This window comes from Janthinobacterium sp. LPB2021202312-11-4, from assembly GCF_037049705.1.
In the GTDB taxonomy this organism is placed as follows: domain Bacteria; phylum Pseudomonadota; class Gammaproteobacteria; order Pseudomonadales; family Pseudomonadaceae; genus Aquipseudomonas.
In genome coordinates this window covers 59,100-76,370 of the sequence record NZ_JBAGKV010000019.1, presented here as the reverse complement: position 1 = coordinate 76,370, position 17,271 = coordinate 59,100, and the positions used below count along the sequence as shown (strand labels likewise).

Here is a 17,271-nt window from a genome sequence, read left to right as displayed (position 1 = left end):
TCAGCTCACTTCGCTAACGCGTGGCGTTCGCCTGTGCGCTGTTTCCTAGACAAGCATTCAGGATTCAATCGATGAAACACATTCCTTTATTGGCGAGCCTGTTCGGCTGCCTGTCCGTTAACGCCTGGGCGCAATCCACCGTCGATCTGGCGCCGATCACCATTGAGGGCGAAACCAACGCCGAGCCCGGCTTGAGCCTCGACCAATCCAGCGGCATGGCCTCACGCCTGGGCTTGAGCGTGCGTGAGACCCCGGCGTCGGTGGCCATCGCCAACCGCAACGACATCGAACGCCACGGCGCGCAGAATTTCCAGGACGCCGCCAACAGCCTGCCCGGTGTGAATGCCAGTGCGCCACCCGGTTTCGGCGGTTTTGTTTCCTATCGCGGCTTCACCAACAGCCAGATCACCCAGATGTTTAACGGCATCAACGTATCAGGCGGCCTGGCCCGCCCCGTGGACGCGTGGATTTATGATCGGGTGGAGCTGATCGGCGGCCCTTCGTCGCTGATCAATGGCGCCGGTTCCGTGGGCGGCTCACTGAACTACGTGAGCAAACTGGCGACTCGCGAAGAGCAAGCCATCGAAGGCCGGGTCAGCTACGGCAGCTACGACACCACCGAGACCGCATTCGGCCTCAACCACGCCCTGAGCGAAGCCGGGGCGGACGTTCAGCACTACGCGCGACTCGACGTCAGCCACAACACCAGCAACGGCTATATCGACCGTCAGGAACGCGATGCCTGGAGCGTGGCGTTCTCGCTGCTGAGCGACCTGACGCCGAACCTGTCCCACACGCTGGCCCTGGAATATCAGGATGAACACGAGGACAGCCCTTACTGGGGCACGCCAGTGCTCAATCCCAAGGCCGGCGAGTTGAAGATTGACAAACACAACCGCTTCAACAACTACAACGTCGAGGACGGGCGCTACGAGCAGCGCACGATCTGGGTTCGCTCGATCATCGATTACCGGATCAACGACAGCACGACGCTACGCAACACCCTGTACCACCTCGACAGCCAGCGCGATTACCGCAACCTGGAAACTTATCAGTACAACGCCGACAACAGCGCGGTGAACCGCTCCACGGCGTATCAAGTGCGACACCAGGGAGAGCAGAACGGCAACCAGTTCGAGTTGCGCCACGACGATACGCTGCTGGGCCTCGACACTACGTGGTCCGGCGGTTTCGAGTACAAGGTCAACCAGACCACCAATTCGCCGCTGAACATCAAAGGCGCCAGCACGGTTGATCCGGACAACTTTGAGCCGGGGCACTTCTATGACATACCGGGCACCAATCCGAAACTGATCAGCGACAAGACCAACGAGGTCACCACTAAAGCCCTGTTCGCCGAGAACCGCCTGGCATTGACCGACAAACTGGCGCTGCTGACCGGTTTGCGTTACGACGACATCGACCTGGACGTGACCAATCACCGGGCCGTAACCGCCAGCAATCCAAAACACCTCAAGCGCAGTTGGGAACCGGTCACTGGCCGGGTCGGCCTGACTTACCAGTTCATTCCTACAGCCAACGTCTACGTGCAATACAGCACCGCCGCCGAACAGCCCAGCGGCACGCAGGATTTCGACGTATCCACCGGCAAGCAGTGGGAGGTCGGCAGCAAGTTCGATTATCTGGACGGTCGTGGTTCGGCAACCGTGGCGGCGTACACCATCGAGCGCAAGGATTTCGCGGTGACCGACCCGCTGGACCCAACCCAAAGTATCCCGGTGGGTCAGCAAACCTCCAACGGTATCGAGTTGGCCAGTTCCTTCAGGATTACCGACAAGCTGTTGGCTGAAGGCAACTTCGCCTGGGTCGATGCGCAGTACGACGAGTTCACCGAGAAAAACGCCGCAGGCGTGGTGGTGTCGCGCAAGGGCAACACACCGACTAACGTGCCGGACCGGGTCGGCAACCTGTGGTTGACCTATGACTTCGCCCCGCAATGGCAGGGGGGCGTCGATGCGCGATACGTGGCCTCGGTGTTTGCCGACAGCGCCAACACCATGACCGTACCGTCTTACACGCTGTACGGATCGTTCGTCAGTTACAAGGTTGATCAGCACACCACCGTCACCGGCCGGGTCCGCAACCTGACCAACGAGGTGTATGCCGAGTTTGCCCATGTGTCGCCGGCGTATTACCTCGGCACGCCGCGAACCTTTGAATTGGCAGTACAAACAAGGTTCTAATCGACACCGTCCCCCGTAGGGGCTGCCGAAGGCTGCGATCTTTTGATCTTGCTTTTTAAGATCAAGATCAAAAGATCGCAGCCTTCGGCAGCTCCTACGGGGGGTATTTTTTATTTCAATTCGGCGCTGACTTTATCCGCCACATCCTTCGACACCCACGCCTGCCACACCTCCGGATGCGCCTTCATGAACGCTTCGGCCGCCTGACGCGGTGCGGTGTGTTTCTCGCTCATCTCGGCCAGGGCCTTGTTCAACGGCCCGATCGGTAAATCGACCTTATTGAAGAATGCGGCAATCTCCGGATATTGCGTCTGGAATGGCGTGGACACGCCAATCGACAGCTTCGATGCCAGCGACCGGGTCGGTTTCGGATTCGGGTTGTCGGCGTCGGTCAGGGTTTTCCACGCCTCGGCATCAAACGGCGGTTCTTCCAGCTGAATCAGCTTGAAGCGCCCAAGCAACGGCGTCGGCGACCAGTAATAAAACAGCACCGGTTTGCCACGACGGATCGACGAGGTGATTTCCGCGTCCAGCGCAGCCCCCGAGCCACTGCGGAAATTCACAAAACTGTCGTTCAACCCATAGGCCGTCAACTTCTGCTTGTTGACCACTTCCGAGGTCCAGCCAATCGGGCTATTGAGAAAGCGGCCCTTGCCCGGGGTTTCCGGATCGCTGAACACATCCTTGTAGCGCGGCAGGTCGCTGACACTGCGCAAGTCCGGCGCCAAAGGCTTGATGCCTTTGGCCGGGTCGCCCTTGATCACGTATTCCGGCACCCACCAGCCTTCGGTGGCGCCCTTGACCGTATCGCCAAGGCTCGCGACCTTGCCTTCGGCCTCAGCCTTGACCCACACCGGGCTGCGTCCGGCCCACTCCTCGCCAATGACCTGAATGTCATTGTTGGCCAGGGCGGTCTCCAGGGTGATGGTGGTTCCCGGCAGCGTATCGGTCGGCAGGCCATAGCCCTTCTCGACGATGATCCGCAGGATATCGGTGATCAGACTGCCGCTTTCCCAATTGAGGTCGGCGAAGTGGATCGGGGCCTGGGCAGCGAATACCGGGACCGGCGCCATCAACAACCCAAACGTGGCCAGGGTGGCGGCCAGCAACCGTCGAAGTCCTTTCATGCTTTTGCACCTCGTGCTGTTCACAGCAATAGCAGGATGGCCTGGCAGACAAGACTGCAAGCCTCTGAATACTCAGTCCACTGACTGTAGTAGAGGTTCCTGCTTTTTACGGTGAGACGAGGCGCCGGATTATTTTTCAGAAGGTTGCTGCAAGCTCGCCAGCTCCCTTCGCACCATGCTGGCGTACTCCGCCGGCCGCAAGGTGTAAAGCTGTGACGCCACCCAGGTCAGCCAACCGCCTTGCAGAACGGCCTTTTGTGCGAACAGGCGCTGGGCTTCGGCTTGTGCACTGGCAAGGTTCTGCTCGTGGAAATCGGCGCGGGTCAGGGGCATTACTCGCTGGCCTTGAAGGTCACCAGTTCGCCTTTGCGCCACTTGGCGGCCTTGGCGGTAACGGCTTTCAGGGTTTTGGTCAGGCCTTCCTGCAATTGCTGGTGGGCGGCAAACACCATCACCACACTGTGACCTTCCTTGAACACAATCCCGTGACCGTCAGCGGTGGTCACAAAGGCGTAATCGCCCAACCCGTAAACGGTCAGTTTGATTTCGCGGAACTTGATGTCCAGCTTGCCGCCTTCACGACTGGGCAATACCGAAGCGCTGAAATGATCGCCGACCTTGAGCTTGAGGCCTGGCTTGTCGTCCACCACCAGCGCTTCTTCGGTATCGATTTCGGCAATGTAAATGCCTTCGGCGTTCTGTTCGGTGACATAAACAAAACGGGACTGAAACTGCTTGACCAACTTTGCGCGCAAATCACCCAGAACAAACAGCGCATGCATATCGAGATTACTTACTGCCAAGGAAACATCCCCACATCTGAAAATGATGCCGCACGCAGGAAAAACGCACAGCAGAAAAAGCGGCCATGGCGAATGTGTTGCCGAATGGGCCGGGTTGAAATCCTGAATTGAGCACAGGGCTCATTTCTCGCGAGGTCAGTGAGAGTACTGGATTGTCACTCGCGCCGTCCTGCCTGACGTTCGCCAGATGTTGAAGGAAAAGACCTTTCTGGCAGCCAGAAAAAACGGATTACCGACTTTAGGGAAAAAACTCTTTAAAAAAAGCACTTTTCCGACATATCGCAAGTAAAAAATTGCTTTAGATGAATGCCAATCGCCAACCGGTGACGGCGATTCTAGAGCAGCCATGCTCACAGAGACTACTCAAAACGACGCACACACGTCGGTTAAACCTAGAAAAGGACTTCTTATGTGCACGATGACCCACTTTGCGCATCACTCGACGGATCACACTCACCACGCTGCAACCCCGCATCCAGTGGGGTTTCAAGCCCATGTGCGGTCCCTTCAGGACCTTGCCCTGCCACGTTTTCAGGTGGTGCCCGCCGGCAAGGCATTTTTCCATATCAAGGAAACTTCCACCGGTCGTGTAAGAGGTTTCCGCGCTCAGCATAACGAAGCCTGCGCCCTCGCCCGTTCTCTGGAGGTGCACAACTGAGTTTTCCCAATACATACCTTAATGACGTTTCGTCACGCCGATGACTTATCTCAGCCGTCGGCCGGCAACTACTGCCATACTGCGCGCCCCATGAAACCCGTCCCTTCGGCGGACGGCTTTCACTACAACAGACTATTTCCAAGGGAAGGCTGCTACGTGACGGAATTTGATATCGGCGAATTTTTTATCCGGGGCGAAGCCAGAGAGGTCGAAGGCGAATTCCAGGCTGTCATTGTGATGCGTGCCAAACCACCCTTGACCACCGTGACCTATCACCAGGTCGAGAAGGACCGCTGGTTCAAGACCTCGGACGTTGCCGCAGTTGCCGCCCAGGAAGCCGCCCAGGCTCTGAAGGTTGCCGTCGATGAGGGCGCATTGAAAGCCTGAGTCAGGTTTGCCGTCTATGCTCTCTCCTGCTTTCGAACATCGCCATCGAACTCCTGAAGCGCGGCCCCCTCAGATGCAGTGAAGCCGCCCTCAGATCTCGCACTCGACGCGACCCGCAAGGAGATGAACATGGATTCACCTACACACGACTTGAAAGGTTTGTTTGATCAGCTCGGCCTGGACTCCAGCGAGAAGGCCATCGACGATTTCATCGCCAGCCATTCGCCGCTGGCCGACGATAAAAAGCTAATCGACGCCGAGTTCTGGACCCCGCAACAAGCCGGTTTCCTGAAAGAACAACTGCGTGAAGACGCCGACTGGGCGCGGGTGGTCGATGACCTGAACCTGCGCATGCACCAGATTCACTAGCCCGCCCACGAAAATCTTCGGCCAAGTGTTTTCCTATGGCCAAGTGCTTGCTTGCCCCGGTTGGGTCGCGAAGCGGCCCCTGCATCCGTTCAGAAAGACCGCGCGGCCTGGATTGACGACTGCTGCGCAGCCGAACGGGGGCAAGCTCCCTCGCCACAAATCCACAAATCCACAAATCCACAAGCCGAAAGCCGCGTACCTAGCGCGGCTTTTCCGGTTTGTAACCCAGTCGCAACCCACCCCAATGCCGGCCCTTGAGCATGATCGGCACCGACAGATCGTGCATCAGCTCGCCGGTGTCGCGGGTATACGTCTGCAACAGCACCGGTTGCTGATGGCTGCCGCAGCGGATGCCGGTGCGGTCGGCGAACTTGCGTTTGGTGCGGTTTTGCAAGGTATCGACCTGCGCATCACCGGTCAGCGGCTGGCTGAACACGGTGTTATGGGTCGGCACGTAGCCCTGTTGGGTGCAGGCGATAGCGAACACCAGGCCTTCATGACGCGGCAGCAGCGGTTCCTGGATCGCCGGCAGCACCTGATCGGTGTAGCGGTCGAAACGGGTCTGGAACTTGGCGGGGCTGGTGTTGGGAATCGCCTGGTAATTACGATCGAACAGATCATCGAGGCTGACCCGGCCCTGGTCGATATCCGCCTCAAAACGCGCGGCAATCTGGCTCGCGCCTTCGCGGGCCAGGTCATAAATCCGCTGGTGATAGTCATCCAGACCGACTTCCGCCAGGCGTTCGCTGATGGTCTCGGCCTGGCCTTCCATCTGTACGGCAGCCTTGGCCAGATGCTGGGTTTGCTGATCGCTGATCGCCAGGTCACTGCGCATCTGCTCGATGGCGTGAAACAGGCTGTCCAGTTGCTCACGGTTGGTTTCCGCGCCCCGGGCGATTTCGCCGACCTGGTTTTCCACACCCGCCGCCAGGCGTGCGATGTTTTCCAGGTGTTGACCGGTGTGCTCGACCTGCGCGACACCGATATCCAGGTCACTGGAGAGCTGACGGATCTGCTCCACCACTTGCGCCGTGCGCTGATGGATGTCGGCGACCATTTCCCCGACCTCGCCAGTCGCGGTCGCCGTGCGGGCGGCCAAGCCACGCACCTCATCCGCCACTACCGCAAACCCGCGACCGTGTTCCCCGGCCCGGGCGGCTTCGATGGCGGCATTGAGTGCCAACAGGTTGGTCTGGCTGGCGATGGACTGGATCACCAGGGTGACCCGCTGAATATCGTCGCTGCGCAAACTCAGGGCTTCGATCAATTCACGGCTGTTACTGGCGCGCTGGCTGAGCTGATGCATGCGCGCAATCGACTCAATCAGTTCGGTCCGCCCCGCCGCGCTGCTCTGATGGGCCTCGCTGGCCGCGCTCAAGGCTTCTCGACTAAGTGTCGAGGTCGCTTGTTCGGTGGTGATCATCACTTCGGCATTGCTGACAATCCGTTTGGCCGCGTCGAGTTGCGATTGCACTTTATCGGCCAGTTGCTTGACCGAAAACGCCACGCCAGCAGCGGACAGCGCGTTATGACTGGTGGTGTAGGAAAGGTCGCGGGTCAGCTCAGCAATGGCGCTGGCATTATCGACGGGCGTTGAATCGGGGATCGCGCGCGAACGCAGGCGTGGCAGCCAGATGATCAGCACGGCCACTGGCAAGCCGATATAAAGCGACGCGCCGCCCAGGGACATGCCACAGAGCAACAGCACCAGGGCGATGCTTTGCAACGTCGGCGTCAGCCAAAGGTTTTTTGGCGCTGGCACGGGTGCAGAAACTGCCCCGACCAGAGATCCGTCTCTCGTCATCTTCGTCACCCCACGCATCTTCTATTTGTTGTGACTGCATTAAACGCCACTAGTGGGCCATTATCCATGGTCCGTTAGTAGCGGATGTTGCAGCAGGTCAACAGAAGTGCGGGGGTTTCGCAGACGTCGAAAAGCAAAGATCGCAGCCTTCGGCAGCTCCTACGGGGTCGTGTAGGAACTGCCGAAGGCTGCGATCATTTCAAGGCAACCCACATTTAATGGGTTGCCTCGCAGAATCAGGCCTGACGCTGGTGCTTGTCGATTTGCTCGTGACGCTCTTGAGCTTCGATGCAGTACTTGGTGGTCGGGCTGATCAGCAGGCGTTTCAGGCCAATGGCCTCGCCGCTGTCGTCGCACCAGCCAAAGCTGTCTTCTTTGATGCGTTCCAGAGCCTGTTCCAACTGAGGCAGCATGCGCTGGTCGCGATCGATCGCGTTAACCAGCCAGGTGCGCTCTTCTTCAACGGAAGCAGCGTCGGCCGGGTCAGCCGGGGTGTCCAGGCTTTCGATGGCGATGCGGTTCTGCTCGATGCGCTCGTGGGTTTCGACTTTCATGTTCTGCAACAGCTCGAAGAAAAAAGCATGTTGCTCGGCATTCATGTAGTCATCCGCCGGCATGGCCAGCAACTTGTCCTTTGTCATTGATATCTCTATAAAAAAACGTGCATTAAGGCGAATTAGGGAGCGTTGCGCCGGACCTCGTTCGTCCGTCGCAAAGGCGCCGTTTATTCCAAGCGCCACCCGGCACTCAATTTACGAGGGGCGGCAGTCTAAGGCCGACTTGAGGCCTCAGCAACTGAAAAGACAGCGAATTTGTCCGACAAGGCCCCGAATGTGCTCTATGGCAGCTGTTGTGGCGGTCATCGGAGTGCGTTTATAGCAAGAAATTCAATCCAGCGGCTGTATATAGAAGACAAACGGCCGCGCCACGCGGGTCAGGCGTGGCGCGTTTTGCTGTTTATTGCGGTTTCAGCGCTTGAGTTTGCGCTTGTTGCGGTATTGGTCGATGACCACCGCCACCACAATGATCAATCCCTTGATGATGTCCTGAATATACGCATCGACCCCCACAAAGGTAAAGCCGCTGGCCATCACCCCGAGAATCAACGCACCGATCACGGTCCCGGTAATGCGCCCGACGCCGCCGGCCAGACTGGTGCCGCCGATGACCGCAGCGGCAATCGCGTCCAGCTCATACGACATGCCCATCCCCGCCTGCCCGGTGGCGGCACGGGCCGACGCCACGACACCCGCCAGGCCTGCGAGCAACCCGGCGATGCTGTAAACGATCACCAGATGCCGTTTGACGTTGATCCCGGATGTCCGCGCCGCCTGCATGTTGCCGCCGATGGCGTAGGTGTATTTGCCGTACTTGGTGTAGCGCAGGGCGATGTGGAAGATCACCGCCACCACCAGGAAGATGATCACCGGCATCGCACCATGGCCGATGGCAGTGTATGAATCGGACAGCATGCTCACCGGTTGGCCTTCGGTGTAATACCGCGCCAGACCACGGGCCGAGACCATCATGCCGAGGGTGGCAATGAACGGTGGAATTCCGGTGACGGCAATGATGCTGCCGTTGATCGCCCCCGCCAGCAACCCGACCCCGAGCCCGGCAATTACCGGAATCCATACCGGCAAGTCGGTCAGCGACGGAAACACCGCCCGGGCGAAGTCCGAGGTCTGGGCCAGGCTGGCGGCAATCATTGCCGACAGCGCCAGCACCGAGCCGGAAGACAAATCGATACCCGTGGTGATGATCACCTGGGTCACGCCGATGGCCAGCAGTCCGATGATCGAGACTTGCAGGATCATCAGCACCAGGCGCTGGGAATTCATCAGGAAGCTCTGGTCGCGCACGATCCAACCGAACACTTCAAAGACCAGGCCGATGCCGATCAGCACCAGGAAGATACTCAGTTCCGTCGGAAAGCGCCGACGACTCTTGGTCGGTGCCGTTGCTGGCTTGTTTTCCAGTATCGCGTTCATAACCACTCACCCTTCTATCCCATCGCCAGCGCTGGCCAGAGCCACCGCTGGCATCAATTAGTGAACCGCGGACATACCCGAGGCCAATTGCATCACCCGCTCCTGGGTCGCTTCGCTGCGATCAAGGGTGCCCATCAGGTCGCCCTCGTGCATGACCATCACCCGGTCGCTCATGCCGAGCACTTCCGGCAGTTCCGAGGAAATCATGATCACCGCCATGCCTTCGCTGGCCAGGTAGGAAATCAGCCGGTAGATCTCGGCTTTGGCGCCGACATCGATGCCACGGGTCGGCTCGTCGAGAATCAGGATGCGCGGATTGGTCATCAGCCAGCGCGCCAGCAAGGCCTTCTGCTGGTTACCGCCGGACAAGGTGTCGATGCATTGTTCCAGCGACGGGGTCTTGACCCGCAGCTTCTTGCACATGTCTTCGCACAGCACCCGCAGGGCTTTCTGCTGGATGAAGCCGTGGCCGGCGTAATGCGGTAGCACGGCCATTTCCATGTTCTCCAGCACCGACAGGCACGGAAACAAACCGCTGAGCTTGCGATCCTCGGTCAACAGCGCGAAGCCCTTTTCGATGGCCATGTGCGGGTCGGTGATGCGCACCACCTGCCCGTCCAGGCGTATCTCACCGCCATCGCTGGGGGTGATGCCGAAAATCGCTTCGGCGACGTTGGTCCGCCCGGAGCCCATCAACCCGGCGATGCCGAGAATCTCCCCGGCGTGCAAATCAAACGAGACACCTTTAAAGATGCCGTCCAGCTTCAAATCCCGCACCGACAACAGCAAATCGCCAATCGGCTTCTCGCGCACCGGGAACAACTGGCTCAATTCGCGACCGACCATCATCGAAATCAGGCTGTCGCCGTCCATGCTGTCAGCCCGTTGCAGGCCGATGTAGGCACCGTCGCGGAACACCGCCACTTCATCGGCGATGGCGAACACTTCGTTCATTTTGTGGGTGATGTAGATGATGCCTTTACCCTGGCTTTTCAGATCGGCAATGATCGAGAACAGGTGGGCGACTTCCTTGTCGGTGATGGCCGACGTCGGTTCATCCATGATCAGGATGTCGGAGTCGTAGGACACGGCTTTGGCAATCTCGACCATCTGCCGTTCGGCAATGCTCAGGTTGCCGACCTGCTCCTCAGGATCGAGGTTGATTCGCAGGCGCTCCAGCAAAGCGGCGGTGCAGCGGTGCATTTCGCGGTGATCGATCATGTGGAAGCCATTGAGCTGCTCACGACCGATCCAGATGTTCTCGGCGATGCTCATGTGCGGCATCAGGTTGAGTTCCTGGTGGATCATCACGATCCCGGCCTGCAGCGCTGCCAGCGGCGTTTCGAACACCACCGGTTTGCCCCGCAGGCGCAGTTCGCCGGCGTCCGGCTGGTAGATGCCGGCGATGATTTTCATCAGGGTCGATTTGCCCGCGCCATTCTCACCCATCAGCGCCAGCACGGAGCCGGGGCGCACTCGCAGTTGCACATCGGACAAGGCCACCACACCGGGAAATCCCTTGCTGACGTTGATGATCTCCAGCAGGTACGGCTCATCGACAGGTGTTGCGGTTGGCTGGATACCCACCAACGGGGTGCTCGAAGCAGTCGCTGAAGCGAACATGATCAGGTACTCCATCAGCAAGGTCACCGTGGCAACCTTGCGTACTTATTGTTGTTATTGAACGGACGGACTATTTGAAGGTGTCGACGTTTTGCGGGGTGATCAGGCGATACGGCACCCAGACGTTCTGTTCCACCGCCTCGTTCTTGGCCATTTTCACCGCCGTGTCGATGGAACCGTCTGCCTGACCCTTGGCGTCCTGGAACACCGACACCGTCATGTTGCCTTTCTTGATCGCGTTCAAGCCGTCCGGCGTGCCGTCGACCCCGGCGATCAGAACAGAGCCCTTGTCGACGCCGGCCTGATTCAGGGCCATCGCCGCGCCAATGGCCATTTCGTCATTGTTGGCCACCACCGCATCGAACTTGCGGCCCTGGGTCAGCCAGTCGTTGACCAGGGTCATGCCTTTATCCCGCAGCCAGACACCGGTCTGCTCTTGCTCGATCTTGATGTTCGGGTACTTGGCCAGCACCTCTTTGACGCCTTTGGTGCGGTTGGTGGTGGAGTTGTTAGCGAGGTCGCCGAGCAGAATCACGATGTCGCCCTTGCCGCCCATTTTGTCGGCCAGGTATTGCATCTGCATTTCACCGGCCTCCAGGTCGTTGGAGGCCACGGTGACCACGCCTTTGGGCAGTTTCAGGTCATCCGGGCGGCGGTTGACGTAGACCAGCGGGATGCCGGCCTTCACGGCGGCTTCGGTGATTTTACGGGTCGCGGCGGTATCCACCGGGTTGACCACGATGGCATCGACTTTCTGGCTGATGAAGCTTTCCACCTGGCTCAGTTGCTTGACCACATCGCTGCGGGCATCTTCGAATTGCAGCTGCACACCATCGGGGTAGGACTTGGCTTTCTTGTCCATGGATTCGCGCAGGTAGGTCAGCCAGGTGTCATCGAACTGGGACATGCTCACGCCAATTTTCATATCGGCCAGTGCAGCGCCGCTGACGAACATCAGGGACAGGGCAAGTGAGGCGAAACGGATCTGGGTCTTCATGAAAAGTCTTTCTCCACATTCTTGTTGGTTTTATGGATAAAGCGTGTCGATTTCAGTCAGTAGCTACAGCGTGAAACGTGTCGCGAGGCAGTCGCTGGAAATGACTCTATTGGAATATAATTTCTATATCAACTCATTTTAGAATTTTATTCTGATTTTATTCCACGGTGATCAAACAGCCCCAAATCCACCACTTGATGGCGCTCGGCGCTCAATCGCGCGGCGTCCAGGACGCGGGTGGTCGCCAGTGCATCACGAGCTTCGACCGGCAGTGGGCCACCGCTCTGTAACGCGGTTTGTAGCTGCAAATAGAACTGGTTCCAGCAGCCACGCTCGGACGGCACGCGCTCGCGCACCTCGCCTTGCTCAAACCAGCCCCAGCGTCGGTGTTCCTCGACGCCCCAGCGCTCGCCTTCGGATTTTGGCGAGAGACCGGCCAGCGCCGAGGCTTCCTGCCCGTCCAGGCCGTCGACGCTGTAGCAGCCCTGGGTGCCGGTGACCCGAAAACGCGGTCCGGGAGTGTTTTGCAGGCAACTGCCACCCAGGTGTGAGATGACACCGTTGGCATGGGTCAGGGACATGAAGAAACCGTTGTCGTAGGTCTGGCCTTTTTCGAGGTAATCCAGTTCGGCATACACCTGCGTGACCGGGCCAAATAACAGCAGCGCCTGATCCACCAGATGGCTGCCCAGGTCGCGCAGGAAACCGCCGCCACTGCCGTTGTTCACCGAATGAGGAGCGTAGCGCTCGACCCGGGACTCGAAACGCGTGATCTGCCCCAGAGCGCCAGACTCAATGAGTTTGCGCACCGTGAGGAAGTCCGAATCCCAGCGCCGGTTCTGGTAGACACTCAGCCGCACGCCCTGACGTTCGGCCATGGTGATCAAGGTTTGCGCCTGTTGCGCGTCGGCGGCGAAGGGTTTGTCGCTGACCACCGCCACGCCGTGTTCGATGCCGTCGAGCACCAGGGCCGGGCGGCCCTTGAGCGGCGTGGAGACCACCAGCACATCAATCCCGGCCTCCACCAGTTGGCCGATGCTGTCGAAGGCCGGCACGCCGGGGTACTCGGCGGCCAGCAACTGTCGGCGCTCCGGCGAACGGGTGACCACACCGACAAACGTGGCGCCCGGCAGGCTGCTGAGCAGCGGAGCATGAAAAAACCGGCCACCATGGCCGTAACCGACAAGTCCGATACGCATGTGTGCATTCCTTCTTATTGTTCTGTTACCAGTGGCGGAATCTGCCCCGCCCCCCCGTAGGAGCTGACGAGTGAAACGAGGCTGCGATCTTTTGATCTTGATCTTTAAAGGCAAGATCAAAAGATCGCAGCCTCGTTTCACTCGTCAGCTCCTACGTGGGCTGGGGGTTAGCCGTAGAAGTGTGGGCGCTCTGGCAGGCCGATTTTGACGATCTGGCCGCTGTTTTGGGCTTCGATGCAGGCGTCAGCGGCTACGGCGGCGGCAAAGCCGTCCCAGGCCGATGGGCCGCCGACTTGGCCCGCACGCACGCCGTCAATAAAGGCCTGAAGTTCAACGTCGTAGGCGGCGATAAACCGATCCTTCCAGTCCATCAGAATCGCATTCGACAGCTTCGCCCCACTGCGTAACTGAACCTGGGACGGCTCCGGCAGTTTGGCAATGCCGGTCTCCCCCACCACTTCACACTGGATGTCGTAGCCGTACTGGCAATTCACAAACACTTCCACATCGATGCGCGTGCCTCTGGCGGTTTCCAGCAGGACGATTTGCGGGTCCTTCAGGTGCGCGAGGGCTTTGCTGGATTTGCGTGGGAACACCACTTGCACCGAGACGTAATCGTCATCAAGCAACCAGCGCAGTACGTCCAGTTCATGGATCAGCGTGTCGGTGATCGCCATGTCGGTCTTGTAGTTCTCGCCCACAGTCGGGTTGCGGTGGGCGCAATGCAGCATCAGCGGTTCGCCGATCTGGCCGCTGTCGATCACCGCTTTGAGGGCGCGATAACCTTCATCGTAAGGACGCATGAAACCGACCTGCACCAGGCGCTTGCCGTGGGCCACTTCGGCCTCGACGATCTTGCGGCAGCCTTCGGCGGTGACGGCCAGGGGTTTCTCGCAGAACACCGGTTTACCGGCGGCAATCGCTGCCAATACGAACTCTTCGTGGCTCGGCCCCCAGGACGTGACGAGGATCGCCTCGACTTCTGGCGCCTTGATCAATGCGTGGCCGTCGGGATAGACCTCGGCGGTCAGCTTCAGGTCAGACACGACTTTCGCGGCTTGCTGCAAGTTGATGTCGGTCACGGCCACCACCTGGCTATTGAGCAAGGTCTGGCTGCAACGACGGATATGGTCCTGGCCGATGGCCCCGGTGCCGATGACGCCTAGCTTCAATGACATAAAAACACTCCCGTTTCTTGGTTTCAGGGGCAATCAGTACTGACGGGCCTTGGCCAGTCGTTCGTTCAGGGTCTTGGCCACCGCGTTGGTACGGGCGCTGGTGGAGACTTGCGCCACGCCGACCCGCCACCAGGACAGGTAGCCGTGAATCATGGTTTTAGGCAGCACTTTGATGTCGATCAGCGTCGATACCGTCTGCAACCGCGCATCAGCCAACGCTGCCTGCAACTCTTCAACGGTGTTCACTTTGTAGGTCTTGCAGCCATAGGCCGCCGCGCTCATGGCGAAATCCACCGGCACGAAGCCGCCATCGAGCTTGCCGGTTTCGGGATTACGAAAACGAAACTCGGTGCCGAAACTGTCCATGCCATTGCCCATCTGCAAATTGTTGATGCAGCCGAAGGTCATGTTGTCCAGCAGCACCACGTTGATCTTGCGTCGCTCCTGAATCGAGGTCGCCAGCTCCGAGTGCAGCATCATGTAGGAGCCGTCGCCCACCAGCGCATAGACCTCGCGCTGCGGCTCGGCGAGTTTCACGCCCAGCGCGGCGTTGACCTCGTAGCCCATGCAGGAATAGCCGTACTCGACGTGATAGGTGTTCACGCCTTTGCTGCGCCAACTGCGTTGCAAGTCGCCGGGCAGGCTGCCGGCGGCGGCGACAATCACCGCGTCGTCGGCCAGGGTTTCGTTGAGCACGCCGAGCACGCGGCTTTGGGTCAGGCAGGAACCGGTCAGTTCGATGAATTCCCGCAGCACGGCCGGGTCCATGTGATCGTTGATTTCCGGGACAAAATCCTGGGCCTGGTATTCGACCTGATAGATACGATCGACTTCTTCATCCAGTTGCACCTTGGCCTGGCGCGGTTGATCGCCCCAGCTCGAACGGTAGTCGCCCAAGGCATCGGCCAGTGCCAGCAGACCGGTCTTGGCGTCGGCCAGCAGTTGCACGCCATCGAGTTTCAAGGCATCGCAGGGGCTGATATTCAGGTTGAGGAATTGCACCTCAGGATGTTGGAACAAGGACTTCGACGCAGTAGTGAAGTCGCTGTAACGCGTGCCGATACCGATGATCAGGTCAGCGTCTTTCGCCAGCAGGTTGGCGGCGAGGCAACCGGTTTCGCCGATGCCACCGACGTTCAGCGGATGGCTGGACACCACCGCACTCTTGCCCGCCTGGGTTTCAGCGAACGGAATATCGAAGCGTTCGGCAAACGCCTGCAACGCCGCGTTGGCCCCGGAGTAGCGCACCCCGCCACCGCAAATGATCAGCGGTTTGCGCTTGCCTTTGAACAGCGCCAGCGCATCGCCGAGCATCGCTTCAGTGGCCGGGCGCCGCTCGATGCGGTGTACGCGTTTTTGCAGGAAATAATCCGGGTAGTCGTAGGCCTCGGCTTGCACGTCTTGCGGTAAGGCCAGGGTTACGGCGCCGGTTTCGGCGGGGTCGGTGAGCACGCGCATGGCGTGGATCGCGGCGGTCATCAATTGCTCGGGACGGTTGATGCGGTCCCAGTATTTGCTCACGGCTTTGAAGGCATCGTTGGTGCTGATGCTCAGGTCGTGGAACTGTTCGATCTGTTGCAGCACCGGGTCCGGTTGGCGGCAGGCGTAGACATCGCCGGGCAGCAGCAACAACGGAATACGGTTGGCGGTGGCCGTGGCGGCAGCGGTCAACATATTGGCTGCGCCGGGGCCGACCGATGACGAGCAGGCGTAGATCTTGCGCCGCAGGTGTTGCTTGGCGAAGCCGATGGCAGCGTGGGCCATGCCTTGCTCATTGCGGCCCTGGTGGACGATCAGGTCAACGCTGTCCTGCTCCAGGGCCTGGCCCAGGCCCAGCACGTTGCCGTGGCCGAAAATGGTAAAGATCCCGGCGACGAACTTGCTCTGAACCCCATCGACCTCGATGTACTGGTTATCGAGGAATTTCACCAGGGCCTGGGCCATGGTCAGTCTTGTTGTGGTCATGTCCGATCCTTTCAAATACACATCCGATCCCTGTAGGAGCTGCCGAGTGAAACGAGGCTGCGATCTTTTGATCTTAAAGATCAAGATCAAAAGATCGCAGCCTTCGGCAACTCCTACAGGGGCATGTGTCAGGCCAAAGAGTTCTTTAGGTGATTCATGCTCGCGCCGAGGGCTTGTTCGATATCCACCAGGCCATGCACGCTGTCGGCAAACGGTTCGAATGACAGGTAGCCGCTGTAACCGGCGCCCAGCAAGGTTTCGATCTGCGCGGCGTTGCCGAGGATGTCGCCCTCGCCCACCAGCACCCGATGGCAATCGCGAATGCTATTCAGCGGCGCTTCGGCATCCTCGACACCCGAGATGTGCACCAACCCGGTCAGCTCAGGGAAAAACACCTGCTCACTGGCGAGGTGATGGTGGAAGGTGTCGTGGACCAGGCGGAACACATCCAGCCCGCCAATCGCCTTGATCGCATCCACCGCCGGGCGTTTGCTCCGCAGTGAACACTCTTCAAACCCCAGCGGTTCGATGAAACCCAAGATCCCGTGATCGCGCAGAATGGGCGCCAACTCCGTCAGTGCGGTGCGCAAACCAGACGCGCGTTCGGCCTCATTACGAGTATCGGCGCGATCATTCAAAGGACACATGACCAGCCCCTGCGCGCCGCAATCCCGGGCATACGCCGCAAGTTTCAGAGCCTGGGCCCGGCGCTCGTCATTCCACACATCAAACGGGTACAGCGCGTTGATCGACAACACGGTGATGCCTTTGGCCGCGCACAATTCACGCACTGTTTCGGGCGCTGTGCCGTCTTCGATCTCCACACCTTTAAGGTCGTTGCGGATCTCGATGGCGTCAGCCTTGAGGGTCACCGCCAACTCGATGAATGCGGGCAGGGACAAACGGGGGGCGACCATACGGTTCAAGGCGAAACGCAGGGGCTGGCTCATTATTGTTGTTCTCCGC

Annotated in this window: 16 protein-coding genes; 4 read left to right on the top strand and 12 right to left on the bottom strand. The window is 59.3% G+C overall.

Going from position 1 to position 17,271, the window contains the following annotated elements:
* The first annotated feature begins 71 nt into the window (after positions 1 to 71).
* Entirely contained in the window at positions 72 to 2,204 is a 2,133-nt protein-coding gene (locus V5E99_RS20175; protein WP_499804011.1) for a TonB-dependent receptor, read from the top strand.
* 110 nt (positions 2,205 to 2,314) lie between these two features.
* Here the strand turns inward: V5E99_RS20175 and V5E99_RS20170 are convergent, their stop codons facing one another.
* The 3 genes from V5E99_RS20170 to V5E99_RS20160 all read right to left on the bottom strand — a co-directional run bounded on the left by V5E99_RS20170 (position 2,315) and on the right by V5E99_RS20160 (position 4,134).
* Positions 2,315 to 3,331, bottom strand: coding sequence for an ABC transporter substrate-binding protein (locus tag V5E99_RS20170; protein ID WP_499804010.1), 1,017 nt, complete (start codon positions 3,329 to 3,331; stop codon positions 2,315 to 2,317).
* A gap of 129 nt (positions 3,332 to 3,460) precedes the next feature.
* On the bottom strand, positions 3,461 to 3,664 hold the full coding sequence (locus V5E99_RS20165; RefSeq protein WP_499804009.1) for a hypothetical protein: 204 nt from the start codon (positions 3,662 to 3,664) through the stop codon (positions 3,461 to 3,463).
* Positions 3,664 to 4,134, bottom strand: coding sequence for a hypothetical protein (locus tag V5E99_RS20160; RefSeq protein ID WP_054052821.1), 471 nt, complete (start codon positions 4,132 to 4,134; stop codon positions 3,664 to 3,666). The genes V5E99_RS20165 and V5E99_RS20160 overlap by 1 nt, the downstream gene beginning before the upstream one ends.
* 409 nt (positions 4,135 to 4,543) lie before the next feature.
* Between V5E99_RS20160 and V5E99_RS20155 the strand changes: the two genes are divergently transcribed.
* The 3 genes from V5E99_RS20155 (at position 4,544) to V5E99_RS20145 (ending at position 5,548) form a co-directional block, all read left to right on the top strand.
* The gene (locus V5E99_RS20155) at positions 4,544 to 4,792 is read left to right on the top strand and encodes a hypothetical protein (protein ID WP_499804008.1); all 249 of its coding nucleotides are present in this window, start codon (positions 4,544 to 4,546) and stop codon (positions 4,790 to 4,792) included.
* Positions 4,793 to 4,882: 90 nt separating this feature from the next.
* Positions 4,883 to 5,179, top strand: coding sequence for a hypothetical protein (locus tag V5E99_RS20150; protein WP_499804007.1), 297 nt, complete (start codon positions 4,883 to 4,885; stop codon positions 5,177 to 5,179).
* Between the two features lie 129 nt (positions 5,180 to 5,308).
* Positions 5,309 to 5,548, top strand: a complete 240-nt coding sequence (locus V5E99_RS20145; RefSeq protein WP_033057641.1) for a DUF2789 domain-containing protein — start codon at positions 5,309 to 5,311, stop codon at positions 5,546 to 5,548.
* Between the two features lie 199 nt (positions 5,549 to 5,747).
* Here the strand turns inward: V5E99_RS20145 and V5E99_RS20140 are convergent, their stop codons facing one another.
* The 9 genes from V5E99_RS20140 to V5E99_RS20100 form a co-directional block, all read right to left on the bottom strand.
* On the bottom strand, positions 5,748 to 7,310 hold the full coding sequence (locus tag V5E99_RS20140) for a methyl-accepting chemotaxis protein (RefSeq protein WP_499804006.1): 1,563 nt from the start codon (positions 7,308 to 7,310) through the stop codon (positions 5,748 to 5,750).
* A gap of 278 nt (positions 7,311 to 7,588) precedes the next feature.
* A complete protein-coding gene (locus V5E99_RS20135; protein WP_074875645.1) occupies positions 7,589 to 7,993 on the bottom strand; it encodes a TraR/DksA family transcriptional regulator in 405 nt (134 codons plus the stop codon).
* Positions 7,994 to 8,320: 327 nt separating this feature from the next.
* Complete coding sequence (locus V5E99_RS20130; protein ID WP_054052830.1) at positions 8,321 to 9,343, bottom strand: ABC transporter permease; 1,023 nt, start codon at positions 9,341 to 9,343, stop codon at positions 8,321 to 8,323.
* A gap of 57 nt (positions 9,344 to 9,400) precedes the next feature.
* Complete coding sequence (locus V5E99_RS20125) at positions 9,401 to 10,966, bottom strand: sugar ABC transporter ATP-binding protein (protein WP_499804005.1); 1,566 nt, start codon at positions 10,964 to 10,966, stop codon at positions 9,401 to 9,403.
* Positions 10,967 to 11,036: 70 nt separating this feature from the next.
* A complete protein-coding gene (locus V5E99_RS20120) occupies positions 11,037 to 11,963 on the bottom strand; it encodes a sugar ABC transporter substrate-binding protein (RefSeq protein ID WP_499804004.1) in 927 nt (308 codons plus the stop codon).
* 146 nt (positions 11,964 to 12,109) lie between these two features.
* Entirely contained in the window at positions 12,110 to 13,162 is a 1,053-nt protein-coding gene (locus tag V5E99_RS20115; protein ID WP_499804003.1) for a Gfo/Idh/MocA family protein, read from the bottom strand.
* 167 nt (positions 13,163 to 13,329) lie between these two features.
* A complete protein-coding gene (gene iolG, locus V5E99_RS20110; protein WP_499804002.1) occupies positions 13,330 to 14,340 on the bottom strand; it encodes a bifunctional inositol 2-dehydrogenase/D-chiro-inositol 1-dehydrogenase in 1,011 nt (336 codons plus the stop codon).
* A gap of 33 nt (positions 14,341 to 14,373) precedes the next feature.
* Complete coding sequence (iolD, locus tag V5E99_RS20105; RefSeq protein ID WP_499804001.1) at positions 14,374 to 16,305, bottom strand: 3D-(3,5/4)-trihydroxycyclohexane-1,2-dione acylhydrolase (decyclizing); 1,932 nt, start codon at positions 16,303 to 16,305, stop codon at positions 14,374 to 14,376.
* Between the two features lie 128 nt (positions 16,306 to 16,433).
* On the bottom strand, positions 16,434 to 17,255 hold the full coding sequence (locus V5E99_RS20100; protein ID WP_499804000.1) for a TIM barrel protein: 822 nt from the start codon (positions 17,253 to 17,255) through the stop codon (positions 16,434 to 16,436).
* Positions 17,256 to 17,271 lie beyond the last annotated feature (16 nt).